Source organism: Psychrobacter fozii (assembly GCF_003217155.1).
GTDB lineage: Bacteria > Pseudomonadota > Gammaproteobacteria > Pseudomonadales > Moraxellaceae > Psychrobacter > Psychrobacter fozii.
In genome coordinates, this window is the sequence record NZ_QJSU01000006.1 from 241,044 (window position 1) to 265,079 (window position 24,036).

Annotated in this window: 16 protein-coding genes; 6 read left to right on the top strand and 10 right to left on the bottom strand. The window is 42.3% G+C overall.

From position 1 onward, the window contains the following. Positions 1–128 precede the first annotated feature (128 nt). From DFP82_RS09600 to DFP82_RS09625, 6 genes are all read right to left on the bottom strand, one after another. A complete protein-coding gene (locus DFP82_RS09600; RefSeq protein WP_110923512.1) occupies positions 129–1,028 on the bottom strand; it encodes a LysR family transcriptional regulator in 900 nt (299 codons plus the stop codon). A 234-nt stretch (positions 1,029–1,262) separates the two neighbouring features. Then, entirely contained in the window at positions 1,263–3,200 is a 1,938-nt protein-coding gene (gene dnaX / locus DFP82_RS09605) for a DNA polymerase III subunit gamma/tau (protein ID WP_110923513.1), read from the bottom strand. Between the two features lie 198 nt (positions 3,201–3,398). Further along, the gene (locus DFP82_RS09610; protein ID WP_110923514.1) at positions 3,399–4,661 is read right to left on the bottom strand and encodes a hypothetical protein; all 1,263 of its coding nucleotides are present in this window, start codon (positions 4,659–4,661) and stop codon (positions 3,399–3,401) included. Between the two features lie 115 nt (positions 4,662–4,776). Then, entirely contained in the window at positions 4,777–6,324 is a 1,548-nt protein-coding gene (lysS, locus tag DFP82_RS09615) for a lysine--tRNA ligase (protein ID WP_110923515.1), read from the bottom strand. Positions 6,325–6,516: 192 nt separating this feature from the next. After that, complete coding sequence (gene prfA, locus DFP82_RS09620) at positions 6,517–7,611, bottom strand: peptide chain release factor 1 (protein WP_110923516.1); 1,095 nt, start codon at positions 7,609–7,611, stop codon at positions 6,517–6,519. 263 nt (positions 7,612–7,874) lie between these two features. Next, positions 7,875–9,020 carry a beta-ketoacyl-ACP synthase III gene (locus tag DFP82_RS09625; RefSeq protein ID WP_110923517.1) on the bottom strand — a complete coding sequence of 382 codons (1,146 nt, stop codon included), beginning with the start codon at positions 9,018–9,020 and terminating at the stop codon, positions 7,875–7,877. Positions 9,021–9,299: 279 nt separating this feature from the next. Between DFP82_RS09625 and pnuC the strand changes: the two genes are divergently transcribed. From pnuC to creD, 4 genes are all read left to right on the top strand, one after another. Then, positions 9,300–10,064 (top strand): nicotinamide riboside transporter PnuC, encoded by a 765-nt coding sequence (pnuC, locus tag DFP82_RS09630; protein WP_110923518.1) that lies wholly within the window; start codon positions 9,300–9,302, stop codon positions 10,062–10,064. Beyond that, the gene (locus DFP82_RS09635; protein ID WP_110923519.1) at positions 10,003–10,614 is read left to right on the top strand and encodes an AAA family ATPase; all 612 of its coding nucleotides are present in this window, start codon (positions 10,003–10,005) and stop codon (positions 10,612–10,614) included. The genes pnuC and DFP82_RS09635 overlap by 62 nt, the downstream gene beginning before the upstream one ends. 53 nt (positions 10,615–10,667) lie before the next feature. Further along, entirely contained in the window at positions 10,668–11,192 is a 525-nt protein-coding gene (locus tag DFP82_RS09640; protein WP_110923520.1) for a TIGR00645 family protein, read from the top strand. Positions 11,193–11,321: 129 nt separating this feature from the next. After that, a complete protein-coding gene (gene creD / locus DFP82_RS09645) occupies positions 11,322–12,905 on the top strand; it encodes a cell envelope integrity protein CreD (RefSeq protein ID WP_110923521.1) in 1,584 nt (527 codons plus the stop codon). A 93-nt stretch (positions 12,906–12,998) separates the two neighbouring features. Here the strand turns inward: creD and DFP82_RS09650 are convergent, their stop codons facing one another. Further along, complete coding sequence (locus DFP82_RS09650; RefSeq protein WP_245905697.1) at positions 12,999–13,628, bottom strand: DUF421 domain-containing protein; 630 nt, start codon at positions 13,626–13,628, stop codon at positions 12,999–13,001. A gap of 370 nt (positions 13,629–13,998) precedes the next feature. Between DFP82_RS09650 and DFP82_RS09655 the strand changes: the two genes are divergently transcribed. Beyond that, positions 13,999–14,919, top strand: a complete 921-nt coding sequence (locus tag DFP82_RS09655; RefSeq protein ID WP_110923522.1) for a DMT family transporter — start codon at positions 13,999–14,001, stop codon at positions 14,917–14,919. A 94-nt stretch (positions 14,920–15,013) separates the two neighbouring features. Here DFP82_RS09655 and DFP82_RS09660 read toward each other — a convergent pair whose 3' ends face one another. Then, positions 15,014–15,730: a hypothetical protein gene (locus tag DFP82_RS09660; protein WP_146221334.1), complete on the bottom strand. Its 717-nt coding sequence runs from the start codon at positions 15,728–15,730 to the stop codon at positions 15,014–15,016. Positions 15,731–16,273: 543 nt separating this feature from the next. Further along, positions 16,274–17,587, bottom strand: coding sequence for a hypothetical protein (locus DFP82_RS09665; protein ID WP_181416288.1), 1,314 nt, complete (start codon positions 17,585–17,587; stop codon positions 16,274–16,276). A gap of 418 nt (positions 17,588–18,005) precedes the next feature. On the opposite strand from DFP82_RS09665, the gene DFP82_RS09670 reads away from it, so the two are divergent. Further along, positions 18,006–18,335 carry a hypothetical protein gene (locus DFP82_RS09670; protein ID WP_110923524.1) on the top strand — a complete coding sequence of 110 codons (330 nt, stop codon included), beginning with the start codon at positions 18,006–18,008 and terminating at the stop codon, positions 18,333–18,335. 1,029 nt (positions 18,336–19,364) lie between these two features. Here the strand turns inward: DFP82_RS09670 and DFP82_RS09675 are convergent. Then, positions 19,365–24,036: beta strand repeat-containing protein (locus DFP82_RS09675; RefSeq protein WP_146221335.1), on the bottom strand; the 4,672-nt coding region annotated here is incomplete at its 5' end.

Genomic DNA, 24,036 nt, shown 5'->3' on the forward strand with positions numbered 1-24,036 from the left:
TAAGACTCTATCCAGTTGACATAGAACTAAGTACCATAAAAAAGCCTATAGATATAAACTATCTATAGGCTTTTTGCTGACTGCTAATCACTGAACTTCTAGCATGTCATTAAGTTACCACTTAAGACTTAATTGGCATGAAAGTACTTTTTCAAAACTTCTAAACAGCGAGTTATTTTAGCGGGTTGCTGTTCACCATTTAAGGTAACTGCATATAGCACAAAACTTGGTAACTGATAACCAGTTAAAACTTCAACCAACTCACCACTCTCAAGCTCTTTCTTGATATCCATTTCCAACATTCTAACCAAACCATGGCCTTCTTTGGCCAAAGTGGTTGCCATAAAGACATTGTTGGTATAAATGCGTGAGTTCATTTTTGTACGGGTTTTTTTGCCCGTTTCGGTTTGAACCAAATCAATTTGATTGGCATCTTTCATGATTTCAATACAAATCAGCTGATGATCGGCCAGATCTTTAGGTGTCTGTAACTTGGTATGTTGACGTAGATATTGCGGTGAAGCAACCAGCATTTGGCGCACGTCTGTCAAAGGATGACTGCTCAGACTAGAATCATTCATCGATGGGCTCATCCGTATCGCTATATCGATACGCGCGTCAATCATATCGACATAATGATTGTCTGCTAAATAGGTAATGCTAAGGTCATCATGCGCTGCCATCCACGTGGATAGTGCTGGCAAAATATGGTTCACACCTAGTTCTGGCGTTGTAGCCACGCGCAAGCTACCTGCTAACTCATCACGCAGTTGATTGACCTTGATTCGACCTTGTTCAGCCGCACTCACCACATCTTTTGCGGCCTCGTAAAAACTCTCACCCGCTTCTGTTAAGCTCAGCTTACGGGTTGAGCGATGTAATAGCACCACACCCAAATCATTTTCTAATGATCTGATTTGCTGACTCACTGCACTGGTGGTAATACCTAGCTCACGAGCTGAGCCACTAAAAGAACCATGTCCGACCACACTGGCAAACACAGCCATACCGCGTAAATTATCCAACATACTTTCACCTAAGCTACATTTCAATTTTTAATATAACTTAACCACTATAACGAATTTTTAATTTCCTTATAGTAATTAATCATACTTCTATTATTCGGATTTATCCATTTTATAAGCAATAAAAGTAAAAACATCAAGACGATAGTACAATATCACCTTGATGTTTTGTGTAGTAATTGCGTCTGACAACTATATAGAACTTTAAATAATTTTAACAATATTTTTTCTGACTGCTTAATACAAATGTACCTTACCCATCCTTCCTTCACCACGTTCAGTTAGGTATTGCATCACTGGAGTGTTCAGCAATTTTGACTCTGCAACTGCCTTAGCTTGTACCAAGCGTTTTTGTTGGCGACGTTCAGGTGTTTTATCTTCAGCCATCATGACGCTACCATCAATTTTCAGGTCAATATCTGCATGAGTAAACTGCTGTTGTAGCTTAGCTGCTAACTGTTGAAAGGTGGTTTGTAAGTGACGGCTATCTACACTGGTCACAAAAACTGCCTGACCATCACATAAGCCTGTCATCATGCCTTGACGAGCAAGCGCCAGCTCATCTTGGGCCAATACATCTGCCTCACGAGCCGTCTGTAACCAATAATCCCATTTCTCTGGTGTCCACTCACCCATCAGCTCTTGTGTCGGACAACGTAGTAAGGTACGAGGATCATCAATGTGTGAGGTTAACTGAGAATTATTTACGCCAGGCTCAACAACTGGTTCAGGCTCAACAACTGGTTCAGGCTCAACAACTGGTTCAGGCTCAACAACTGGTTCAGGCTCAACAACTGGTTCAGGCTCAACAACTGGTTCAGGCTCAACAACTGGTTCAGGCTCAACAACTGGTTCAGGCTCAACAACTGGTTCAGGCTGTGCTAGGTTTTCATCATAACTGATGCTTTGGAGATCATCATAATCTTGTGCTTGATAATCCACATCATATGACTGTAATGGCGGTGCTGAAGCTTCATGCTTGATAGCATCTGTAGACGGTATAGAAGCAACTGTTTCTAAAGCTGATATTTCTGTAGAGGATACCTCACTATCGTAAGTGTTGTTCAATACTTCATCGACTGGCAACGGACGAAAGGCCAGTAAACGTAGAATACACATCTCAAGCGCTTGCATAGGTGTGCTAGCAAGCTTCACGCCTTCACGTGCTTGTACCACGATTTCATAGTAAAGTTGCAACACATCTGGACTAATATGCCTCGCCAGTACAGTAATATTCTGTGCCTGTGCTTCATTTACATTGAGCGCGACTTCAGGTAATAACTGTGTCAATGCCAACTGGTGAAGTAGCTCAGCGAGCCCATCAAACATACTGGTGGCATCAACCATCTGTGCACGCATTTGCTCAATATGAGCAGCAACGGCAGACTTATCATGGTTATAAATATCTGTAATCAAGCTGACCAAATCAGCTGCATCAATCAGACCAAGCATCGCATTAACAGTGACATCATCTAACGCCCCTTGGCCAAAAGCGATCGCCTGATCTGTCAATGATAATGCATCACGCACTGAGCCTTTAGCCGCACTTGCCAACTGCCACAGTGCTGGCTGCGTATACCCAACTTGCTCTTGGGTAAGAATATTTGCCAAGTGTTCGCTCAGCAATGTCTGTGGTAGCGGACGCAGCACAAACTGTAAACAGCGTGAGATAATAGTGATTGGTAGCTTTTGTGGATCGGTCGTCGCTAGCAAAAACTTTACGTGCTCAGGCGGCTCTTCTAACGTCTTGAGGAGTGCATTAAAACTGTGCGTAGACAGCATATGCACTTCATCAATCAGATAAACCTTATAGCGACCTTGACTTGGCGCATAGGGTACGTTATCAAGTAGCTCGCGTGTGTCTTCAACCTTAGTGCGAGACGCGGCATCAATTTCGATAAGATCAATAAAACGTCCTTGATCAATGGCCACGCAATTATCACACACACCGCAAGGCGTACTGGTGATACCCATGTCACAATTCAAACACTTGGACAAAATACGCGCAATCGTCGTCTTACCCACACCGCGCGTCCCAGTAAAGAGATACGCATGATGCAGGCGATTATAATCAATCGCATTAATCAGCGCTTGCGAGACATGTGTTTGCCCAATCAACTCGTGAAAGTTTTTGGGACGATATTTTCGAGCTAAAACTTGATATTGCTGCGTCATAGTAAATGCCAGTATAGGTAATACAAGTAGTATAAATAGAGATAGCGAATTAGATTCAGACTGAGGACACGCCCTAGCGTCTGTTCACTGTAATGTGGATACCAGAAAGGCGAGTAAAGATACGACAAATTGTAACTCGTTTATCAAAGAAACAATGTCAGGCGAACCTGACACTTTCTTTGATAGAGATAAGGTTGGCTATAATTGCGCTTGAAGTTGTGCCAACCGTTCGTGTAAACGCTGAGTATTTACATCAATAAATGCACCTGTTTGATGAAAAATATCTAAGTACACCTCAGTGTTTACGCTGTCTTCACAAGCTCTAAACTCTACGCCAATCAAAAACAGATCATCCATCACTGGCGTTTGCATCTGAGCATTGAGATCCGATAACAAATCTTGATGAGACAAACGAACCTTCTCTGCACTCAACGAGCTACTATCATCTTGCGCATAAAACACCATAAGATAATGACGTCCAAAGATATGATAAGAGTGCTCATGACGAACATAACCATTCCAGCGTGAATCTTGGTCAACCATTCTATATGCTAGTATTTTTTCTACTAGACAGGCATAGGTATACATCGACTCATCTGCCAAAATATCGACCTGCGCAGTAGGCAGTGATTGTCCCGCTTCACGATAACGCTTGAGCAAGCTATTGAATAGCTTATACCACATTCGAGTATTTCTTTGAATCTCAGCCATCAATGCATTGGCAAATTCTACCTGATTGGGTTCTACTGCTTTAAGTAAGCGTGGCTCGATTTGATCGATTAGCTCGCCATCAAGCAGCTGCTCTTGAACGCTAAGAGCCCTGTAGTGAAAATCAGGAGATTGTAAAAACAGTTTCAGGAGTGTCGATTCATTTTTGAACGATACAAAACTTGTCAATTGATCACGGTGAAAACTTAAAAACGTCGTCAGATCACTTGGTGTAGCCAATTGACTGAGTATCTTGGCAAAGTTTCGATGACTAAATATTTGCAAGACACTCTGTTCATCATCCAAGTCTAGAACACAATCTTCAGCAAAAAACTGACTGCCATATTCATAATCAATAGTATAAGAGGATGATCCTGATTTATCGTCTTGATGATTGATAGAGAGTGAGGTTAAGCCAACAAAATAAACGGCTTTTTGATCTGTCGCTATGTCACCATCAGCCATCAACTTATCGTTTTTCTGATAAAGCTGAGTGTGACGTTTGATTAATTTATTAACAATCTCTTTTTTCCACTCGCGAACTTTGTCACTATCAACATCTTGCTTATTCGCTTCCGTTGTCACATCATTGACAACCAAGTAGATAATGGCGCTAGAAAACTCAAAAACAAAATCATAACCCTGAAAATTATCAGAGTCAGCGATTTTGTCATCAGGCAACTCATACAATGATAAAAAACATTGCTGAATCATTTTTTGCCAAAGCGAAGGTAATGCTTGCTGAATATCCATAACGTCCCTATAAATGAATTTTCATAAAAAAGCTTACACCCGTTTCATTGAAAGAAGTAAAAGCTTTTTATATTTAGTTGAATATCATTGCGGATTACTAGCAAGCAAATCCACTTTAGCCTTCGTGCTTGCGGCGCATGTGTGGGAACAAAATCACATCACGGATACTAGCAGAGTCTGTCAATAGCATGACTAAACGGTCAATACCAATACCTTCGCCTGCGGTTGGTGGCAAACCGTAAGATAAGGCTTCAATGTACTCTTCATCGAAATGCATGGCTTCATCATCGCCCGCGTCTTTTTCAGCAACCTGACCGCGGAAGCGCTCGGCTTGGTCAGCAGGGTCATTAAGCTCACTAAAGCCGTTGGCCAGTTCACGACCACCGACAAATAATTCAAAACGATCAGTAATCTCAGGATTATCATCACTACGGCGCGCTAGTGGTGAGGTCTCAGCTGGATATTCAGTGATAAACGTTGGTTGGCGTAATTGATGCTCAGCAGTTTCTTCAAAGATAATCGTTTGCAATTTACCCACACCAAAACCGTCTTTTACTTGCTGCTTAAGTACCGTTGAGGCGTACTCTGCTAGATATTCACGATCATTGATGCGCGCCATATCGAAGTTTTCTGCATATTTTGCAATCGCATTAGACATAGACAAACGTTCAAACGGTGCTTTTAGGCTAATGGCTTCTTCTTGATAGGTGATTTCAGTGGTATCTAATATATCCAATGCCAATTCGTTAAATAAACGCTCAGTCAAATCCATCAAATCATGATAATCAGCATAAGCCTGATAAAACTCAATCATGGTAAATTCAGGATTGTGGCGAGTAGAGACACCTTCGTTACGGAAGCTACGGTTAATCTCAAATACTCTCTCAAAACCACCAACAACCAAACGCTTTAAGTAAAGCTCAGGCGCAATACGTAGATACAGTGGCATATCTAACGCATTATGATGAGTCTCAAATGGACGCGCAACAGCACCACCTGGAATAGGATGCATCATTGGCGTTTCAACTTCCATGAAGCGCTCATTCAACATAAACTTGCGAATACCGCTAACGACCTGACTACGGATCATGAACGTGTCACGAGTCGTCTCATTGGTCATCAAATCAAGGTGGCGATTGCGATAGCGAGCTTCTACGTCAGCTAAACCATGAAACTTGTTCGGCATTGGGCGTAGTGATTTAGTGAGAAGGTTGAACTCCTCAATATGTACGTATAAATCACCTTTACCCGAGCGACCGATGTAGCCAGAGATACCAACGATATCACCCAAATCTAATGATTTGATAGAAGCAAGTGTCTCTGGATCCAACTCTTTGCGTGCAACATACAGCTGGATGCGACCCGTCATGTCTTGAATGACAATAAATGAGCCACGATTGAGCATCACACGCCCAGCAATATTAACCTGAGTCTTGTCACCATTCGCGGCTTTTTCTTCAATCTCTTGCTTAGAGATGCCATCAAAATCAGCTTGTAAGTCTTTAGCATAATCAGTGCGTTTAAACTGATTGGGATAAGGCTGTTTACCAGAAGCCGTAATATCATCTAATTTGGCCTGTAATTGAGCAATCAGCTCATTGGCTTCTTCTAGTGTTGGGGCTTGTTCTTCTTGGGCTTGATTATTCTGGTTTTGCTTTGACATAACACTCTCAAATTTTGATAAGTTAAATTGTAGATTTGGAAAATTATATGGTTAATCTATACACCACAACCCTCTTGCTACACTGCTTTTAGCAATCTGACGATAACCACAAGGTTTATCGTTAGCAGCATAGGTTTCAATTAAGTTTTGTCTACTGACTTTATAGTTATCTCTTTACTTACTACTAAAGTCCTATTGATCACCACCGCCGATACTTGCCATCAAGTCAGCCTGATGCTCACGTAACAATGCATCAAGAATCTCATCCAAGTCGCCTTCCATAATAGAGTCGAGCTTGTACAAGGTAAGGTTGATACGGTGATCGGTCATGCGACCTTGTGGAAAGTTATAAGTACGAATACGCTCTGAGCGATCACCACTACCGACCAGATCACGACGTATAGAGTCAGCCACATCGACCTGCGCTTGCACTTTGGCTTGTTGGATTTTTGAGACCAGCATCTTCATAGCATGCGCACGGTTTTTGTGCTGGCTACGCTCTTGCTGACACTCTACCACGGTACCCGTTGGAATGTGGGTTAAACGTACGGCTGAGTCAGTGGTGTTAACGTGCTGACCACCTGCACCACTTGAGCGGAAAGTATCCATTTTTATGTCAGCAGGATTGATATCGACGGTATCATCAATCTCAACTTCTGGCATGACCGCAACCGTACAAGCTGATGTGTGAACACGACCTTGGCTCTCAGTTTCAGGGACACGCTGTACGCGGTGAGCACCTGATTCAAACTTTAGGCGACCATATACACTATTGCCTGATACACGCGTGATGATTTCTTTATAACCACCATGCTCACCCTCATTGGCTGATAGCACTTCCACCGTCCAACCTTGAGTTTGAGCGTACTTTTGATACATACGGAACAAATCACCAGAGAAAATCGCTGCTTCATCACCGCCTGTACCAGCTCGAATCTCCAAAAATGCTGGCACTTTGTCATTAGGATCTTTTGGTAGCATCATGACATTGAGTGCTTCTTCCATCTCTACGATGGTATCACGCGCGTTATCAATTTCTTCTTGCATCATCTCTTTCATGTCAGGATCTGAAGCATCGGCCAGCATAGCTTCTGCATCGGCCTGATCCGTTTCCGCCCCTACATAGTTCTGCCATAAAGTAGTGATATCCATCAAGTCGCTGTGCTCGACAGACAATTCACGGAATTTATTATTATCGCTGATGACACTAGGGTCTGATAATAAGGCGGTGACCTCTTCATAACGGTCTACCATCTGGTCTAAACGCAGGCGTAAGGATTCTTTCATAAAAGGACTTTTAATTGGATAAGAGGAATAAGATCGTGATTATAGCAAATTTTTCACCGTAAATTAAAACCTCTGAGTAATCTTGTCGTTATTCTAAGCAATCTAGCCATTATATTGCTCAACATCCTCACTTATTCCGTAATACCATCACTTTGTTCCGTTATTCAAGTTTTGTAAGACGTATATCAAAAAATTCGGACAAAAAAATAGCCAAGATTGCTCTTAGCTATTTTTATCGTCACAACAGTTATCTAATGACAGTATTAAACCTTACGAACCAATACTGAACCAATAGAATAACCGGCACCGAATGAGCAAATAACACCCAAATCACCTGATGCTAGTTTGTCTTTGTAGCGATGGAATACAATCATTGGACTGGCTGAACTGGTATTGGCAAACTCAGCGATGACGCTCGGCACGATGGCTTTATCAGCTTCTTTACCGACGACCGTACGTAGGATTAAATCCAGCATATTAGCATTGGCTTGATGTAACCACATCATCTTCACATCACTGGCTTGTAATTCGTTTTCAGTCAAATGCTCAGTGATAACCTCTGATACTTTCGGACAGACTTCACGGAATACTTTGCGACCATTTTGAAGGAACAGCTTGTCCGTCACTGGTGCTTTGATATCTGGGTACATTTCAGTCTGTGCAGCTAAATACTCTGAGCGATCCATGAAGCCATATTCGTTTTTGATGTTGGTCGAAAACTGTGTAAATAGCTTAGAGTTTAGAATCTCATAACCTTTTGGCGTATCTAGGTCTTCAACGATAGATGCTGTTGCGACATCACCAAAGATGAAGTGGCTGTCACGGTTACGCCAGTTCAGATGCGCTGAGGTAATCTCAACGTTGACCACGGCGATACGCTTGGCCAGACCAGAAACGATAGAACCATGCGCTTGTGATAGACCAAACGTCGCTGCACTACACGCAACATTCATATCATAAGCAAAACCGCCAATCATACCAATCTCATTTTGAATCTCGATGGCGACTGCTGGGTAAGTACGCTGAAAGTTTGAGCAAGCAAGGATAATACCATCCAAGTCATTGGCTTCTAATCCAGCATCCGCCAATGCATCTCTTAATGCAGCGGCACCCATTTCTGCCATAACAGACAGCTCTTCACCCAAATTGCGATAAGCAATCACTGGCGCCATGATTTCAGGATTCAAAATACCGTCTTTTTCCATCACATAACGTGATTTGATGCCAGACACTTTTTCGATAAATGCGGCTGATGAAGGCTCGAGCGCCGTAACCGTCTCTGCAGCTATCTCATCAGCATGCTCTGTATTATAATTTTCAACATACTGGTTAAATGACTCAACTAACTCTTCGTTGCTGATGCTATAAGGTGGAATGTATAGGCCTGTGCCTGTGATACAAGTCGTCATGATAAGCTTCCTTGTCTACTACTATAGTGCTTAAAATAAGCATAAAGGTTAAAAAATAATAGCCATTTACTTTCGGTGAATGACTGTAAACTTAAAATCAGTGGCTTTATTATGCCTGAATATTATAATTTTTCTAATACTTTGTTACAAATAACCTGTTTGTTGCGAAAAACAAGCAAAGATTGCCAGAATTTTGCAGCAGCTACGCTATAATTGGCGCTATTTATTATGTTCAGACTCACCAAAAGTACATATAAACGTTAATATTTGGAAATGCTAATGGCAGAACTTCTCAACTGGTTATTTGGGCAATACGCTGACTACACCACTTTATTCATTGTTCTCGAATTGATTGCTGTCATCTTCGGCGTAGCAAGTGTCATTCTCGCCAGCAAAACCAATGTGCTGGTATTTCCTATCGGTCTGGTGAGTACCGCTATATTTGTTTACTTATTATGGAAGTGGCAGCTATTTGGCGATATGTTCATCAATGCCTATTACAGCATCATGAGCATCTATGGATGGATTAACTGGTCAAAAAACAAAGACAGCAAAAAACAGCAAGAACAACTGACTCCCACTAGCCAGCAGCAAAATTTGTCGTCAAAAGACAGTGATGCTCAGAGTAGTATTCAGGTTGAATGCTTGAGTACAACAGATATCCCCATATTGGTCACCCTAGCCACAGCAACTGTTGCCTTTGTCGCTACTGTTTACTACTTCCGACCAGTGATTAACAATGGCTTTAGCTTTGACGGTGCCGTCCTCGGTCTGAACTTATTTACCTGGGTAGACTATACTGACATGCTAACCACTGCGCTGTTCTTAATGGCGATGTGGCTTATGGCAAGACGTAAAATTGAGCACTGGTTACTATGGATCGTCGCCGATGCTATTTCTGTGCCTTTGTACTTTTATAAAGGTTTTACTTTTACCGCACTACAGTATGTGGTTTTCACTCTCATCGCAATCTGGGCTTATTATGAATGGCAACGACGCTATCGTACACAACATCGCAGACAATCTCAGACAGCGTACGCCTAAATCGGTCACTAAAATTGCGGTGTTAGGTGCAGAAAGTACGGGCAAAACTACCTTATGTCGTGATTTGGCAGCGCATTTTAATAGCCCTTGGGTACCAGAATACATGCGCACGTATCTACAAGCCAAATGGGACAGTGAGCAACGGACTTGTACGTGGGATGATTTACTTCCTATCGCCCAAGGCCAGATAGCGTTAGAAAATAAACTCGCCATACAAGCGGCTAAAGCATCACAAGGTAGCCATTATCTGTTTTGTGATACCAGTCTGTTTGAGTTAATGGCGTATTCCAACTGGTATTATGACGACTGCCCTGAGGCTCTGACTCAGGCCGCATTGACGCATCATTATGACTTAATCCTATTAACTGAAGTGGATATCCCGTGGGTCGCTGACGATTTACGAGATAGCCCTCATCAACGTGATGAGATAAGCGACTATTTTGCAAGCCAGCTAACCCACCATCAAAAGTGGTTTCATCGTATCGGTGGTGATAGAGAGCAACGAGTGCAACAAGTGGCTAAACAGCTTGCTCAAATGCATCATACCTGACGTTATACATATATGAATTATAGCCTTACTTTTAGGAACCTTAAGAGATATCCATGCTAAAAAATATTGAATACTACTTAGAAAAAACCATATTTAACAGCCGCTGGATACTGGCGCCTTTTTATTTAGGATTGGTTTTAGGCATTGTTTTATTATTTATCAAATTTATCCAAAAGCTTTGGGATATGTTTGCAGATATTCTTGTCGCCTCTGAAGCAAGTGTGATCGTAGACATACTAGTCTTGGTCGATATTTCGCTGGTTGCTAGCTTACTACTCATCATCATATTCAGTGGTTACGAGATTTTTGTTTCCAAAATCGATACCAATGATCACGATGATCGACCTAACTGGATGGGCAAAGTAGATTTTTCTGGTTTAAAGTTAAAAGTCATCGGTGCCATCGTCGCCATTTCTGCAATTGATCTTTTAAAGTCATTTATGGACATCACAAGTGGTATGAGCGAAGGTGACGCAGACAAGCTCATGTGGAAGGTCATTATTCACATGACATTCGTCCTGTCAGGCTTGCTATTTGCCATTATGGATAAAGTCGTTGGCGATACCAAAAAACACTAGCGCTTATTTTTCCACACACTCTCCACTGTTCTTACATATTTTTTCTTCATCCCTCCTCTATCCTTTTCTTTAAACCTGCTGACTGTTGTATTGACAGTTTTGGACTAAAGATTTATATGAGGAGCTCCCATGCAAAAGACACTACTGATTAAATTATCCATCATCGCGGGGCTGTGCGTTCTGTTTGCTATTGGTCTCAACATGATTGGCTCGGTCATCTATGAAAGGCAAAGTTATTCAGAGTCGGTTATCAGAGAGATCGCTCAACAGCACGTCAACCCGCAAGAAGTCATTACGCCATTTATCGCCATTCCTACCACGGTCACACCTGAATGTGAGATTAAAGGATCTGAAGCAACCAGTAACTGCGCCGCCTCCTACTCAAAAATTGAAACCGTTTTTGCCAATCAAACCCAAGCAGCTCAAGATCTTGAGGTAAACACGGACACCTATAAGCGCGGTGTTTATCATGCGACCAGTTATAACGGTGCGCTGAAATTTGACCAAAACTATACTTTTGATTCAACCTTAAGTAGCTCAAACGAGCCTAATAATACCGATAACCAAGCATCAGATTTAGTCGATACCGCTACAAACCCCTTTATCAATAAAATAAAACCTGAAAAAACCATCATTCACTGGAATAAAGCCAAATTAATTATTCCTGTATCAGACCTACGCGGTGTAGCGACACTACCGACAGTGACCATTGACAATAAATCAATACAAGCAACATATCCGCAAACACCTATGCTGAAAGAGCTAACCTATGTAGAGGTGGCAATTCCTCAAGATGTATTGAACCGTCCAGCGAAGCCTGTTGCTAGCCCTCAGGATAACGAAACATTATCTGGTACAGACTTGACCAACCAGCCATCCGATACCGAAAGTACTCAAGCGATTAGTATCATAGTAGACTTACCTTTAGCAGGTATTAGTAATTTAAATACGGTGCCTACTGGGCAGAACTTTAGCCTAACCATGCGCAGTAACTGGCATGCACCCAACTTCATTGGCAAAGCCCTTCCAAATGCCAAAAAGTTCACCACAAAAGGTTTTGAAGCCAATTGGCAGAATCAATATCTATCTGTCACCAACAACCAATATTTATCACACTGTCTTGGCAGTGCTAATAATGAATGCGCTGTTACGAGTCAAGCTAGCCTTGATACCAGCAGTCAGTCAATGTCTCGCAATGACTTGATTGCAGTAGAAAGCGGCACCACGCCTGATAGTATGCGCCTCAGCAGCTTTGGGGTTAGTTTTGCCGAGCCCAATGATGTGTATTTGCAAACCCAACGAACCATGAAATATGCGCTGCTATTAATCTTAGTATCGTTTGGCACCTTCTTCTTATTTGAGGTGATTAAATCGAGCCGTATTCACCCGATTCAATATCTATTGGTTGGTTGTGCGCTATTCGTCTTTTATGTGTTATTGCTACCGCTGGCTGAGCAGATAGTGTTTTGGAAAGCGTATGCCATTGCGGCTAGCGCCTGTGTCGGACTCATTGGCTGGTATACTTACTACGTGTTCGATGGCGTAAAACGAGCAGCGATATTTACCGTCACACTCGCAGGATTGTACGCATCATTTTTTGGTATCCTCACCACAGAAGATATGAACTTATTGCTAGGTGCCGTCTTCTGCTTTGTACTGATCGCCTGCGTGATGGTCATGACTCGTAAAATTGACTGGTATAAAGTCGCCTAAACTCACCAAAATATCTAGAAGAAATAGCACTTCAAGCTTGGGCTGTTCCTATCTGTGTACTAGGTCTCCATAAAAATACAGAGAACAGCCCAATCATCTCACAATTTCGCTCTTTAACGCTATTGCCCAGTGACGACAGTCATCCTCACAGCGTATACACAGCTGATGAGCGTCAGAGATAGTGTCAATATAGCCACAATGCATACAAGCATAATAAACCCCTAGCTCTACTTGCTCGATTGGTTGGTACTGTTTGGGGAAAAGTGGCATGCCATAGCCTGTGTTTTCGGGTGGGTATAATAAGATACTAAAGTTGCCATCTGTTTCCAGAAGCCCTGTACGCACTTGACCCAAATGCTCAACGCCTTGTTGACGCATTTCAGCAAAAAACTCATCATGCGACATCTTGCCCTTTTTAATCTTTTCGAGTACCAACAACCCATCTTCGACAATATATAGTGACTTACCCTCTAACAAGTCTTCAAACAGTTGGAATTTCATCACAGCCCACGTGCACAGTCGATAAAGAAAAATAACCGCACTCATGATCAGCACTGCCTGAATAATTGGCAGGTCTTGCGTAAACATTGGATCACCTGCGATAGAGCCCAGTGATAAAATGATGGTTAACTCAAAGATTGACAACTGACGGACACCACGCTTGCCCGTAAAGCGTAAAAATAAAATAATGAGCACAAACATGACGTTGACACGTACTAATATTTCAAGTGCAAATGCTCACGTTGTGTCATAAATAAAAATACCTGCCCAATCCATGTTATCGTTTCCTGCGTATCTTTTTTATTTGATTGATTGACTAGTTGATTGAAACTATAGTAATTTTGACCACTTATTTCACTCATAAGCCTTATCATCAATGCAACTATCGTTATTCTAATTTAAAAGAGACTTTTTGTCGCAAGTACGACAAAATATCGTTCCTTGTGAGATAGCTATCAACTGGATTTTTAGAGTGCCAGCCCTCATTTCCGATAAACGATGATTAGCTGTTATAAAAATATATCTAAAAAATTAACGTTAAAATCATCTGCTCGCCTATTTCAAAATCAACTTATTCATAGTAGGAATTACCTTGAAAGCTACGCTCTATACTGTTATCGCATTGATCGCATTTGCCGCCAACTCTCTTTTTGGAAGAATGGCGCTAGCAGCAGGCTATATAGATGCCTGGAGCTTTACGATCATTCGCTTGGTGAGTGCGGCTGTTTGTTTAGCTATCATCATGACGGTCTATACCTATCGATTACGACGTCAAGCGCTCAATCTAGGTAGCACCTCTTATGAGGCTATTTTGAATGATAAAGGCAGTTGGCTTAGTAGTGCAAGCTTGGTGATTTATGCACTTTGCTTTTCGATTGCCTATGTAGAACTAGACACGGGTACTGGCGCATTGATTTTGTTTTCAGCAGTTCAGCTCACGATGATTGGCTGGGGCATCTATAAAAAAGAACAATTAAGCGCCTTACAATGGGCTGCCTTTATCATCGCAGTGGTCGGATTTATTTATTTAATGCTGCCGTCAGCAGCAGTGCCTTCGTTACTAGCAGCGACGCTCATGGCAATCAGTGGTGTGGCTTGGGGTATATATAGTATACGTGGCAAATCATGTGTGTCACCACTACGCGCCACCGGCTTTAACTTTATCCGGAGCCTTGTTGCTGTTCCTATCCTGTTATTAATCGGCATGGTGTATCTCGATAATATCGGCTTGGAAAACATCGATTTAGGTAATATTACTATCAAAGGAATACTGTTGGCATGTGCATCAGGGGCGATCGCATCGGGTATGGGCTATAGCATTTGGTATATGGCAATGCCGCTGTTAAAAAACACCCAAGCAGCAGTGGTACAGCTTTGCGTGCCTGTGCTTGCAGCCATATTAGGCGTGGTGTTTTTATCTGAGCAATTGACTATGCAATTCGTCGTGGCAAGCGCTGTGATATTGGGTGCGGTGTTGGTATTTATTTTGAATAAAAAGACAGTGAAAGTTTAAAAACGGTAATGTGAGTCCATTAAACGTTCACATTGAAAACATGTCTTTTAAAATTGAGCATTTAAAACAGGTCACTGAATACTCACATTTTTATCTAAGCAATCACCAACATCACATACAATATCGAACCGACAAACCATGTCGCATTCACAGCTATGCCTGAGTACCATTTAAGTTTGACCTTTCTGTTTTTATTATCAAAGGCGGCTTGGCGCTCTGCGGTGACAGACAAGACGTTATATGGGTTGTTTTTTCCATCCCACATAAGCCGACGCTGCACTTCAGTATGTAGTGCAGGATTGGCACTCGATTGATAGATATTACCTTCGGCTAAATCTAAGTAGCTCACCGTACACGCTCTCAACCAGCCCATAATCGTCACTTCATGACGTAAACCTGTCAAACCTTTGTCTTTCTTCTCTTGAGCGATATCAGCACAAGCCAATAGCAAGGTACTGATATCTGTTGGACAGGCATGCGCATATCGAGGATCAAGCGGTAGCTCGTCTGCTGGACGTTCCATATAAGTACGGATAAACGTCCACTGATCGTAGGGACTAAGCTGCATATCTTCAAGATTAATAGATAAGCTTGGCTCTCCTGTTGATTCATCAATAACGTGCAGATTCAGTACTTCATAGACCAAACCTTCATTACGCCTCACGGAGGCAGTGATGTCCCTGTAGTTAATTAAATGAAAAATAGGCTCTTGCTTGCGATTATGCTCGTAATAAGCAAGCTGTTGTGTTTGTTTTAGCAGTAATATTTTGTGATAGCGAGATTTTTTGGCTTTAAGTTGTTTCAAAGTCAAAAAAGGCGCAGTAAAAAAACTGATGAAAATAGTTACTAAACATATAATTGCATAAAAATAATAGACTAAGACTCCTTCTTTTATTACTGAATTAAACATAGCATAAATAAGAAATAGAAATTGGCCAAACAACCATAGTGAGGCATAGGATGCCAATAAAACTAAATTTTGAATAGAGTTAATACTGGGATGAAATAGCAGATAGTCTGGATTCACTTCATGAATAAGTGAACTTAATCTATCAATACTGACATTTTTTTCTTTAAAATTAGGAATACCTTCTTCATAAGGGCGACTGATTATTTTACCGACAGGAGGTACGGGAGGAATGGGTAAGATCATTTTTTACTCAATTACTATGTACTATCAATTAGCTAATTTCTGCTCATTATTATATGCGATCATCACCCAATAAAACAAACTAATGTTAATTAATATCACTACTACCCATCTGATATTTACTTGCCAATTCTTGTCATCAAAAGCTAGAAACGTTACCTCATCAATCTCAACAAATGATTATCTAGGATTTGTACACGTGTTCTACTGAGCCAATGAACCACACCATTTAAGAGCATTCTGAAAAGCCACTCCTTTCGTTGCAAGAAAAAATAGATAGAATGATCCTAACATGATAAAAAAAGCAGCAACTTTCATAGTGGCTAGCTGCCTATTGACTACCCTAGCCAACGCTATCATCCATTTGGAATCCGCGAACATAAACAAACACAATATTTGCATATAAATAGCATGTAATAACTGCCTATGGATAACGGCTCCACAGGTTTGTTCAACAAAGAGAAAAATTGATACATCTACGATAGCAATAGTGAGAAATGCATATTTAACATAGTTATTTAAAGATGGATCTACATTGAATAGTTGATAACCTTTGAGGCGCTTTACTCTTTTCTTTTGCATATAATTAGTAGTAGGTTGAATATCCATCGGATTGGTTTCGTTAAAATACCAAATGGTTTGCCACATATCTATAGTCATATCTGGCATGATATTACCTGCTTCAAAGTGTTGCAGCTCTTGACTCGCAGGTGACCACCAACATCCTGTCTGTGGACAGGGGTTATCTGCCTCACAACTTGAGTATTCTGATACTGCACTACTCCCGCCACCACTATTAGCGATGCGCTCAACGAGTATCCACGTAACAGGAGCGTCATCGACAGCATGTGTCGTATCAGGGTCATAACCGACGTGAGCTTCATTTGCTAGCATGCCATCTAGCAACACTTGGGCACTGGCATCTGCTCTATTCGGTATATAAACACCTGCTACAGGAACTACCTCATCTGTCTTAACCGTATATTGTAGGTTTAGACAATAGATGGGCCAAGATTCAGGTGGATTAAGCGGTCCTCTTGATTCAATACTGTAATTTTCTATTAAGCCGTAAAGGCACCAACCAAAATAGCTGGTTATTTTCATGTTAAAAGCGCGTAAGCTGGCTTGTCGCTCCCATTTATCATAATCCAGTTGTTGCTGCTCTGGCATCCAGTCAATATCATAATCCATATTGATAGCGCGAAAATCACTCTCAACATTACCGCCATATCTTATCGCCGCTAGATCCCCTTTTAACAGCTCTTGATAACCGACATTAAGGCTATCTAAGGTGCTGCGTAAACTAGGTAGTACGCGCTCGCCCCAGACGATATCAGGCTGCCGGTTGATGGGTCTACTACGATAATCGCTAGGTAAGTCCCCCATAAATAGCTCTAATGCTTGTTCAGCCGCCTCTAGCATATGAGCAAAGGCATCACGCATCTCTTTAAAGTAGGCAGGTGAACTATAGCGCTCTAACAAATAAATCTCTTGCGGTCGTATTATGTATTTATCCATAGGACAGTTGGCATTCCTTTATAGTCACTCCACTATAAAAATATTACTGCGTTAACCTTGCTTGAAGTATTTAATATACATCTACACTCGGTTGCCTTGTACTACCTTTAAATTGAATCGACTATATCTCTATTTTATATCATCACTTTTTGGGTTGTAACGGCCCCATATTTGGTATTTAACTCGACAATCAAAAGCTCCTTATTTTCATATACAGGCTAACAATAGTCAAGTTTAATATAAAGTGTGACTCAGTCTTATTAGAGTTATATAAGCATTGTTATTTTTGCAAGAATAATTAAAAGAACAGCTAACTTGTATATTCAACTTATAACATATATAGTATATTCATTATTATAGAATTATTATAATAACTTTCTCTACATGTCATTATCAAAATACTTTGGGAGAAACTAACATGATTCGTTTAAGCTACACTCTCAAATGCTGGATGCTAGGTATCACCTATTTTTCAGTATTTTACTTCATAGTGGTCATGAGCGACCCTAGCTTTGCTAAGTATCTTTATGCATTAGCACTAAGCACTTTACTCTTCCCTATTGCCAAACGTGCAGTCGATGTGATGGTAGAGTTTTTTGCACCAGATACTGAATTATTCAACGGATTATTACCATCTATCTTGATTAATGTCGTCATCTGGGTATTTACCCCAGTTATTGTCGCGCTAACCGTAGTTGCCTATGCACTTTATAGCATGGGTGTGATGACAGAAAATATCAGTCATTAATTGTTAGAATTATAAGTCTAAAGCATAAGCGAAAAAATACCTTGAACTCAACTCTACTATCAATCTTTGACAAAAGATTAAAGTACTAAATCTTTACCTTAATTAGACTATGCTCTATCTTTAGTTGGTTTTTTACAGATAATAAAAAGCGCCCCTAATTTGGGAGCGCTTTTTTACTGCTATTCAATAATGTTGTCATCTATAGCTGTTTGGACATAGTCATCATCATAAAGTTCAGAGTCTAAACCATAAAAAAGAGCCGTGAGATTATTAGGCGTTTTATTATGCTGCATCTTATATTCAACAGCGACTGATTGAGAGTTACCATTAAGATCAACGTTGAAATTCAGATCTATATTGGTCTCAAACTTGATTTCTTCACCTGCACCTTGGTAGATAGTATTTTCGTAAGTGGTATATCCTACTTGAGTTGGTGTAGTAAATAATGAGTCAGTAAAGCTTGTTTGTAAACCTGTGATAGTAACGGTTTCTTATTAAACATCAATATTCCAAACCACTGACTGAGGTGCAGGAGGATCATCTTCGATGATAGTTTACAGCTCATCAGACTTGGCTAATGTATCTGTGGCAGTCACATTTTTAAATACTTCAATAGCAAAATCAACTGACAAAATGCCTTCGATATCCTCACCTTAAGTATGATCTACAAGCGCATCCAACGTGACATTATATCCAAATTGAGGACAGCTGATTTATAAAAAGCAACCCTTCATAGTATGAGACACTAGGCTATGCTGGTGGCTATTTTACTTGTGAGCCTATTCAAACGATACTCTCTTTAATTATGATCGAATATCTATTATCTCCATACATAAAAATAATCTATAAGTAAATAAAGGCTAGCAACCATTCGACGAAGGCTGTACTAAAGCCTTCGTCGAATGGTTGCTAGCCTTCTTATATTATATTCAAATAACCAAAAGCGGACTACGAAATACTACGACTATCATAACGAGTCAAAGGGGCGTTATATCAACCGAACCCCTTAGCCCTGTTTAATAGTTATCGTTAAATAATATTGACATCAGTCTGAATCAGTATTTCATGCACTCCACTTCCATTAACATCTGTAAAGTTATAGACGTCATAGTCTTTACCATCTTGCTGTACAGTAGTGTTGGTATTGTTCCAGTCAGTTCCTGTCAACTGTACGGTATCGGTACTATCGCCATTGATGGTAAGACCTTTATTTAAGACAACCGTTTCATCAATGATATCAAGCACATCACTAGTCGTGAGATTGCTCAGTGTTTGTGTACCACTACCCGTCATCTCTATAACCTCAATGCTTCCAAACTTCGTGCTATCGAAAGTACTAAAGTCAATATCGATACCATTATTGTTGATAATTAAGGTATCGGTACCATCGCCGCCATCCATCAAGACATTATCCACTTGGAATATGAGCGTGTCATTACCAGCCCCCCCTGTGAGACTATCCGCTCCAGTACCACCACTAATGACGTCATTACCATCGAGTCCATCTAGTACGTTGTCATCGTTATTGCCTAATAAGAAGTCGTTACCAGCAGTTCCTGTAGTCACTGGGAAGAGAATATTCAGTTCTATAGTATTGTTAACGCCGTCTCCATCGTTGTCCAGAACTGAAAAGGTTAACGTCTCAGTATAGGCAGTAGTGGCATCATTTGGTACATCATACTGATAGTTACCTGTGCTGAAATTGACGATGAGTGAGCCACCTGCTGCAGTTGTGATAGTAACTGTAGTAGTCGATTGATCATAACTATAGGTAGATGCGTCAGCGGCAGTTGTAAGCTGACCTGTTGATTTATTAAAGGTATAGTTAGAACCATCGATATCCACTTCACTTAGATAACCATCATCAGCACCAAAACCTGTGTTGGTTGAGCCACCTGCGCTCACTAAGTTGCCCGTTGCATTTCTTGCGTCAATACCGTCTAAGATCGTCTGCTCTAGAGTCGCAGCACTGACTATAACACCATCAACATCGACATCATTACGACCATCATAAGCAATTGCATTCAGAGATGTTTCAGCGGTACTACCAGCATTGAAGTTAATAATCGATAGCGCTGATGAGTCAATACTATTAGCTTTTAGGAAATCTGTCCAAATAACCTCTTCTGCTGCTTGAATACCATAATCAGCAGAGCCTGTACTTACTGTTCCAGAAAGCTGAGTAGTGTCACCAAGACCTCTATTAGGTACACCATCGGTAATAAAGATAGATTTATTTGTAGGGTTATTGAATGCTTCATTACCCTGACTATCGACGATCGATACTGGTTCAAGCTTACCTACATCGTCAAACGCATCGATAGCGCTACCCAATGCAGCATCATAGTTAGTGACTCCACCAGCAGTTAGAGCATTAATCTGGGTAATGGCATCAGCAGACGACACCCACTCGGTACCAATAGCTTGTCCATCTGAACTAAAGGTGACCAGTCTAACTTTAACATCACCGAACTCTTCATACTTGTCAATAGCTTCTATCAAAGCGTCTTTCGTTGCCTGTAGTCTACTGACACCATTTTCAACAGTGCCCATACTACCTGACACATCCACAATCAGTAACAAGTTAGTATTAACTGGCTGTAAAAGAATGTCGGCATTTGAGCTACTAGCATCCGGTGTATCGTCTTCTACAGAAATGACAAACGCCGATGAGGCTGAGTCATCTATACCATCACTAACGGTAGCCGTAAAGTCCAAATCCAGACTGTCTTCACCAGTAGTATTCGGATGGTCTATGGACTGTAGTAAGGTTGTCGTATAGTCAGCTGTATAGTTACCGCCACCATTGTCAGTGAATGCACCAATAGTTACAGTCGCAACATCTACTACTACGCCGTCAATCGTCGCTGTACCTGTGAGCGTATCACCGACTTGCGTCCATGTGATAGGCTCGCCTTGTGAAGTAATACCAATAGGACCATTCAATGTCACAGATAGGTCATTTACGCTAGCTAAGTCAGTGTCTGTTACAACGATGGCACCTGTCTGCTGAGCTCTATTAGTAGTATCAGTAAATCCTGCTAAAGCATTACTATCAGCAATACCACCTGCTAACCCTTCTTCTGACACAGCAATATTACTAAAAGTGACTATTGGTGCATCGTTAACGGTGATGTCTAAGGTGGTGCTGTCGGTGTTGCCATCAGGATCCGCCACCACGTAGTTGACGGTCGGTACCGTACCATTGAAGTCAAGTGCTGGATCAAAGGTGTAGCTACCATCAGCATTCAAGGTCAAGTCACCAATCGGAGCGCCAGTGCTGTCTTCGATCGCCGTTGCAGTACCTAGCACCAATGCAACTTGGGTGCCACTACCATCAATGTCTACGGTTGCTGATTGAACCGCTAGTGTGGTGCCATCTTCATCTGTGTCATTAGTAAGGACGTTGTCAGTCAATATCGTGTCTTCAGGCGTGATTTCAACTTCAGGATTGGCTGCAATGTCATTCACAGGCGTTACAGTGATGGTTTCTGTGGCGCTGACCGATGACGTGCCATCGGTAATGGTGTAGTCAAATTCAACGTCGCCATTAAAGTTGGCATCAGGGGTGAAGGTGATGACACCTGCGTTGTCTATGTTCACTACGCCGTTTGGTACGGCGATGGTTTGCGCAGTACCTGGAGTTAGGAGAGTGCCGTTAATGTCAGTGATGCTGAGGGTGTCGCCATCCAAGTCACTATCAGCGATGCCAGTAGTAAGCGGTGCTAGTACTACGGTGCCGTCTTCTTCTACGGTATATGCGTCATCTACTGCCACGGGCGCATCATCGACTGGCGTAACGGTAATGGTCTCTGTTGCTGTCGCCGTTTCGGTACCATCTGTGATGGTGTAGTCAAATTCGACTGTGCCATTAAAGTTGGCATCAGGGGTGAAGCTGATGACACCTGCGGTATCTATGGTGACTACGCCGTTTGGTACGGCGATGGTTTGCGCGGTACCTGGGGTTAAGATGGTGCCGTTAATCTCGGTGATGCTGAGGGTGTCGCCATCGAAGTCGCTGTCAGCGTTTAATGGGTCAATCACTATGGTGCCATCTTCATCTACAGAATACGCATCATCTACTGCTATCGGTGCCGTCGGTGGATAGTCGATAGTGACCGTTGCTTCGTTTGACGTCAATCCCGTGCTGTCATCAACCGTGTAGCTGATCGGCGTTGGGTCATCAGTGAAACCTGTTGTTGGCGTGAAGGTGATCTCACCTGTGGTGCTATTAACACTCCATATGCCTTCACCTGGTACAATAACCGATTTGCCGTCAGCGGCGATGATGCTGCCTGCTGCTGGTGCTTGGGTGATGATGACGGTAGTTGGGTCAAGATCATTTTCAGGATCAGTATCATTGGCTAGTATGTCAACTGATACAAGCTGGTTTAAAGGGCCTGACCCTACGTCATCTACTGCCACTGGTGTATCATTGACTGCCGTGACGGTGATGGTCTCAGTGGCCGTGTCTGTGCCGCCATTACCATCAGTGATGGTGTAGTCAAACTGAACCTGACCATTAAAGTTGGTGTCCGGTACAAAGGTAATCACCCCTTGCGCGTCGATGTTGACCACACCATTATCCACGGCAATGCTTTGGGCCGTCCCTGGCGTCAAGTCGGTACCATTGATGTTGCTGATACTTAACGTGTCGCCATCCAAGTCGCTGTCTGCGGTACCAGTGGTGAGCGGCGTCAATATCACGTTGCCATCTTCAACCACGGTGTACGCATCATCCACAGCCACTGGGGCATCGTTCACTGGCGTGACCGTGATGGTCTCTGTGGCTGTCGCGGTCGCGGTACCGTCGGTGATGGTGTAGTCAAATTCGGCGGTGCCATTAAAGTCAGGGTTAGGTGTGAAGCTGATGACACCAGCGGCATCGATGTTGACCACACCATTATCCACGGCAATGCTTTGGGCCGTCCCTGGCGTCAAGTCGGTACCATTGATGTTGCTGATACTTAACGTGTCGCCATCCAAATCGCTGTCTGCGGTACCAGTGGTGAGCGGCGTCAATATCACGTTGCCATCTTCAACCACGGTGTACGCATCATCTACCGCTACTGGGTCATCGTTTACTGGTGTGACGGTGATGTCTAAGGTGGTGCTGTCGGTGTTGCCTTCAGTATCGGTCACGGTGTAACCCACTTGTGGCACGGTGCCATTGAAGTTAGGCGCCGGATCAAAGCTGTAGCTGCCATCCGCATTCAAGGTCAAGTCACCAATCGCACTGCCATCAGTAGCAGTCAGCGCTGTGGCTGTACCAAGAACTAAGGTCACTGGGGTGCCACTGCCATCAACATCAACGGTGGCTGAGTCTACGGTTAGGGTGTTGTTACCGTCACCATCGGTGTCGTTAGTAAGGACGTTGCCAGTGAGTTCAGTGTCTTCAAGCGTGGTTTCAACTTCAGGGTTCGCGACTGGTACATCTTCTACTGGTGTGACGGTGATGTCTAAGGTGGTGCTGTCGGTGTTGCCTTCAGTATCGGTCACGGTGTAACCCACTTGTGGCACGGTGCCATTGAAGTTAGGCGCCGGATCAAAGCTGTAGCTGCCATCCGCATTCAAGGTCAAGTCACCAATCGCACTGCCATCAGTAGCAGTCAGCGCTGTGGCTGTACCAAGAACTAAGGTCACTGGGGTGCCACTGCCATCAACATCAACGGTGGCTGAGTCTACGGTTAGGGTGTCGCCA

Coding starts and splice junctions, on each gene's coding strand:
- prfA (WP_110923516.1), bottom strand. CDS start 7,611: ATGAAAGAATCCTTACGCCTGCGTTTAGACCAGATGGTAGACCGTTAT.
- DFP82_RS09625 (WP_110923517.1), bottom strand. CDS start 9,020: ATGACGACTTGTATCACAGGCACAGGCCTATACATTCCACCTTATAGC.
- creD (WP_110923521.1), top strand. CDS start 11,322: ATGCAAAAGACACTACTGATTAAATTATCCATCATCGCGGGGCTGTGC.
- DFP82_RS09600 (WP_110923512.1), bottom strand. CDS start 1,028: ATGTTGGATAATTTACGCGGTATGGCTGTGTTTGCCAGTGTGGTCGGA.
- DFP82_RS09640 (WP_110923520.1), top strand. CDS start 10,668: ATGCTAAAAAATATTGAATACTACTTAGAAAAAACCATATTTAACAGC.
- DFP82_RS09670 (WP_110923524.1), top strand. CDS start 18,006: ATGATTCGTTTAAGCTACACTCTCAAATGCTGGATGCTAGGTATCACC.
- dnaX (WP_110923513.1), bottom strand. CDS start 3,200: ATGACGCAGCAATATCAAGTTTTAGCTCGAAAATATCGTCCCAAAAAC.
- DFP82_RS09610 (WP_110923514.1), bottom strand. CDS start 4,661: ATGGATATTCAGCAAGCATTACCTTCGCTTTGGCAAAAAATGATTCAG.
- DFP82_RS09665 (WP_181416288.1), bottom strand. CDS start 17,587: ATGGATAAATACATAATACGACCGCAAGAGATTTATTTGTTAGAGCGC.
- lysS (WP_110923515.1), bottom strand. CDS start 6,324: ATGTCAAAGCAAAACCAGAATAATCAAGCCCAAGAAGAACAAGCCCCA.
- DFP82_RS09635 (WP_110923519.1), top strand. CDS start 10,003: ATGAATGGCAACGACGCTATCGTACACAACATCGCAGACAATCTCAGA.
- pnuC (WP_110923518.1), top strand. CDS start 9,300: ATGGCAGAACTTCTCAACTGGTTATTTGGGCAATACGCTGACTACACC.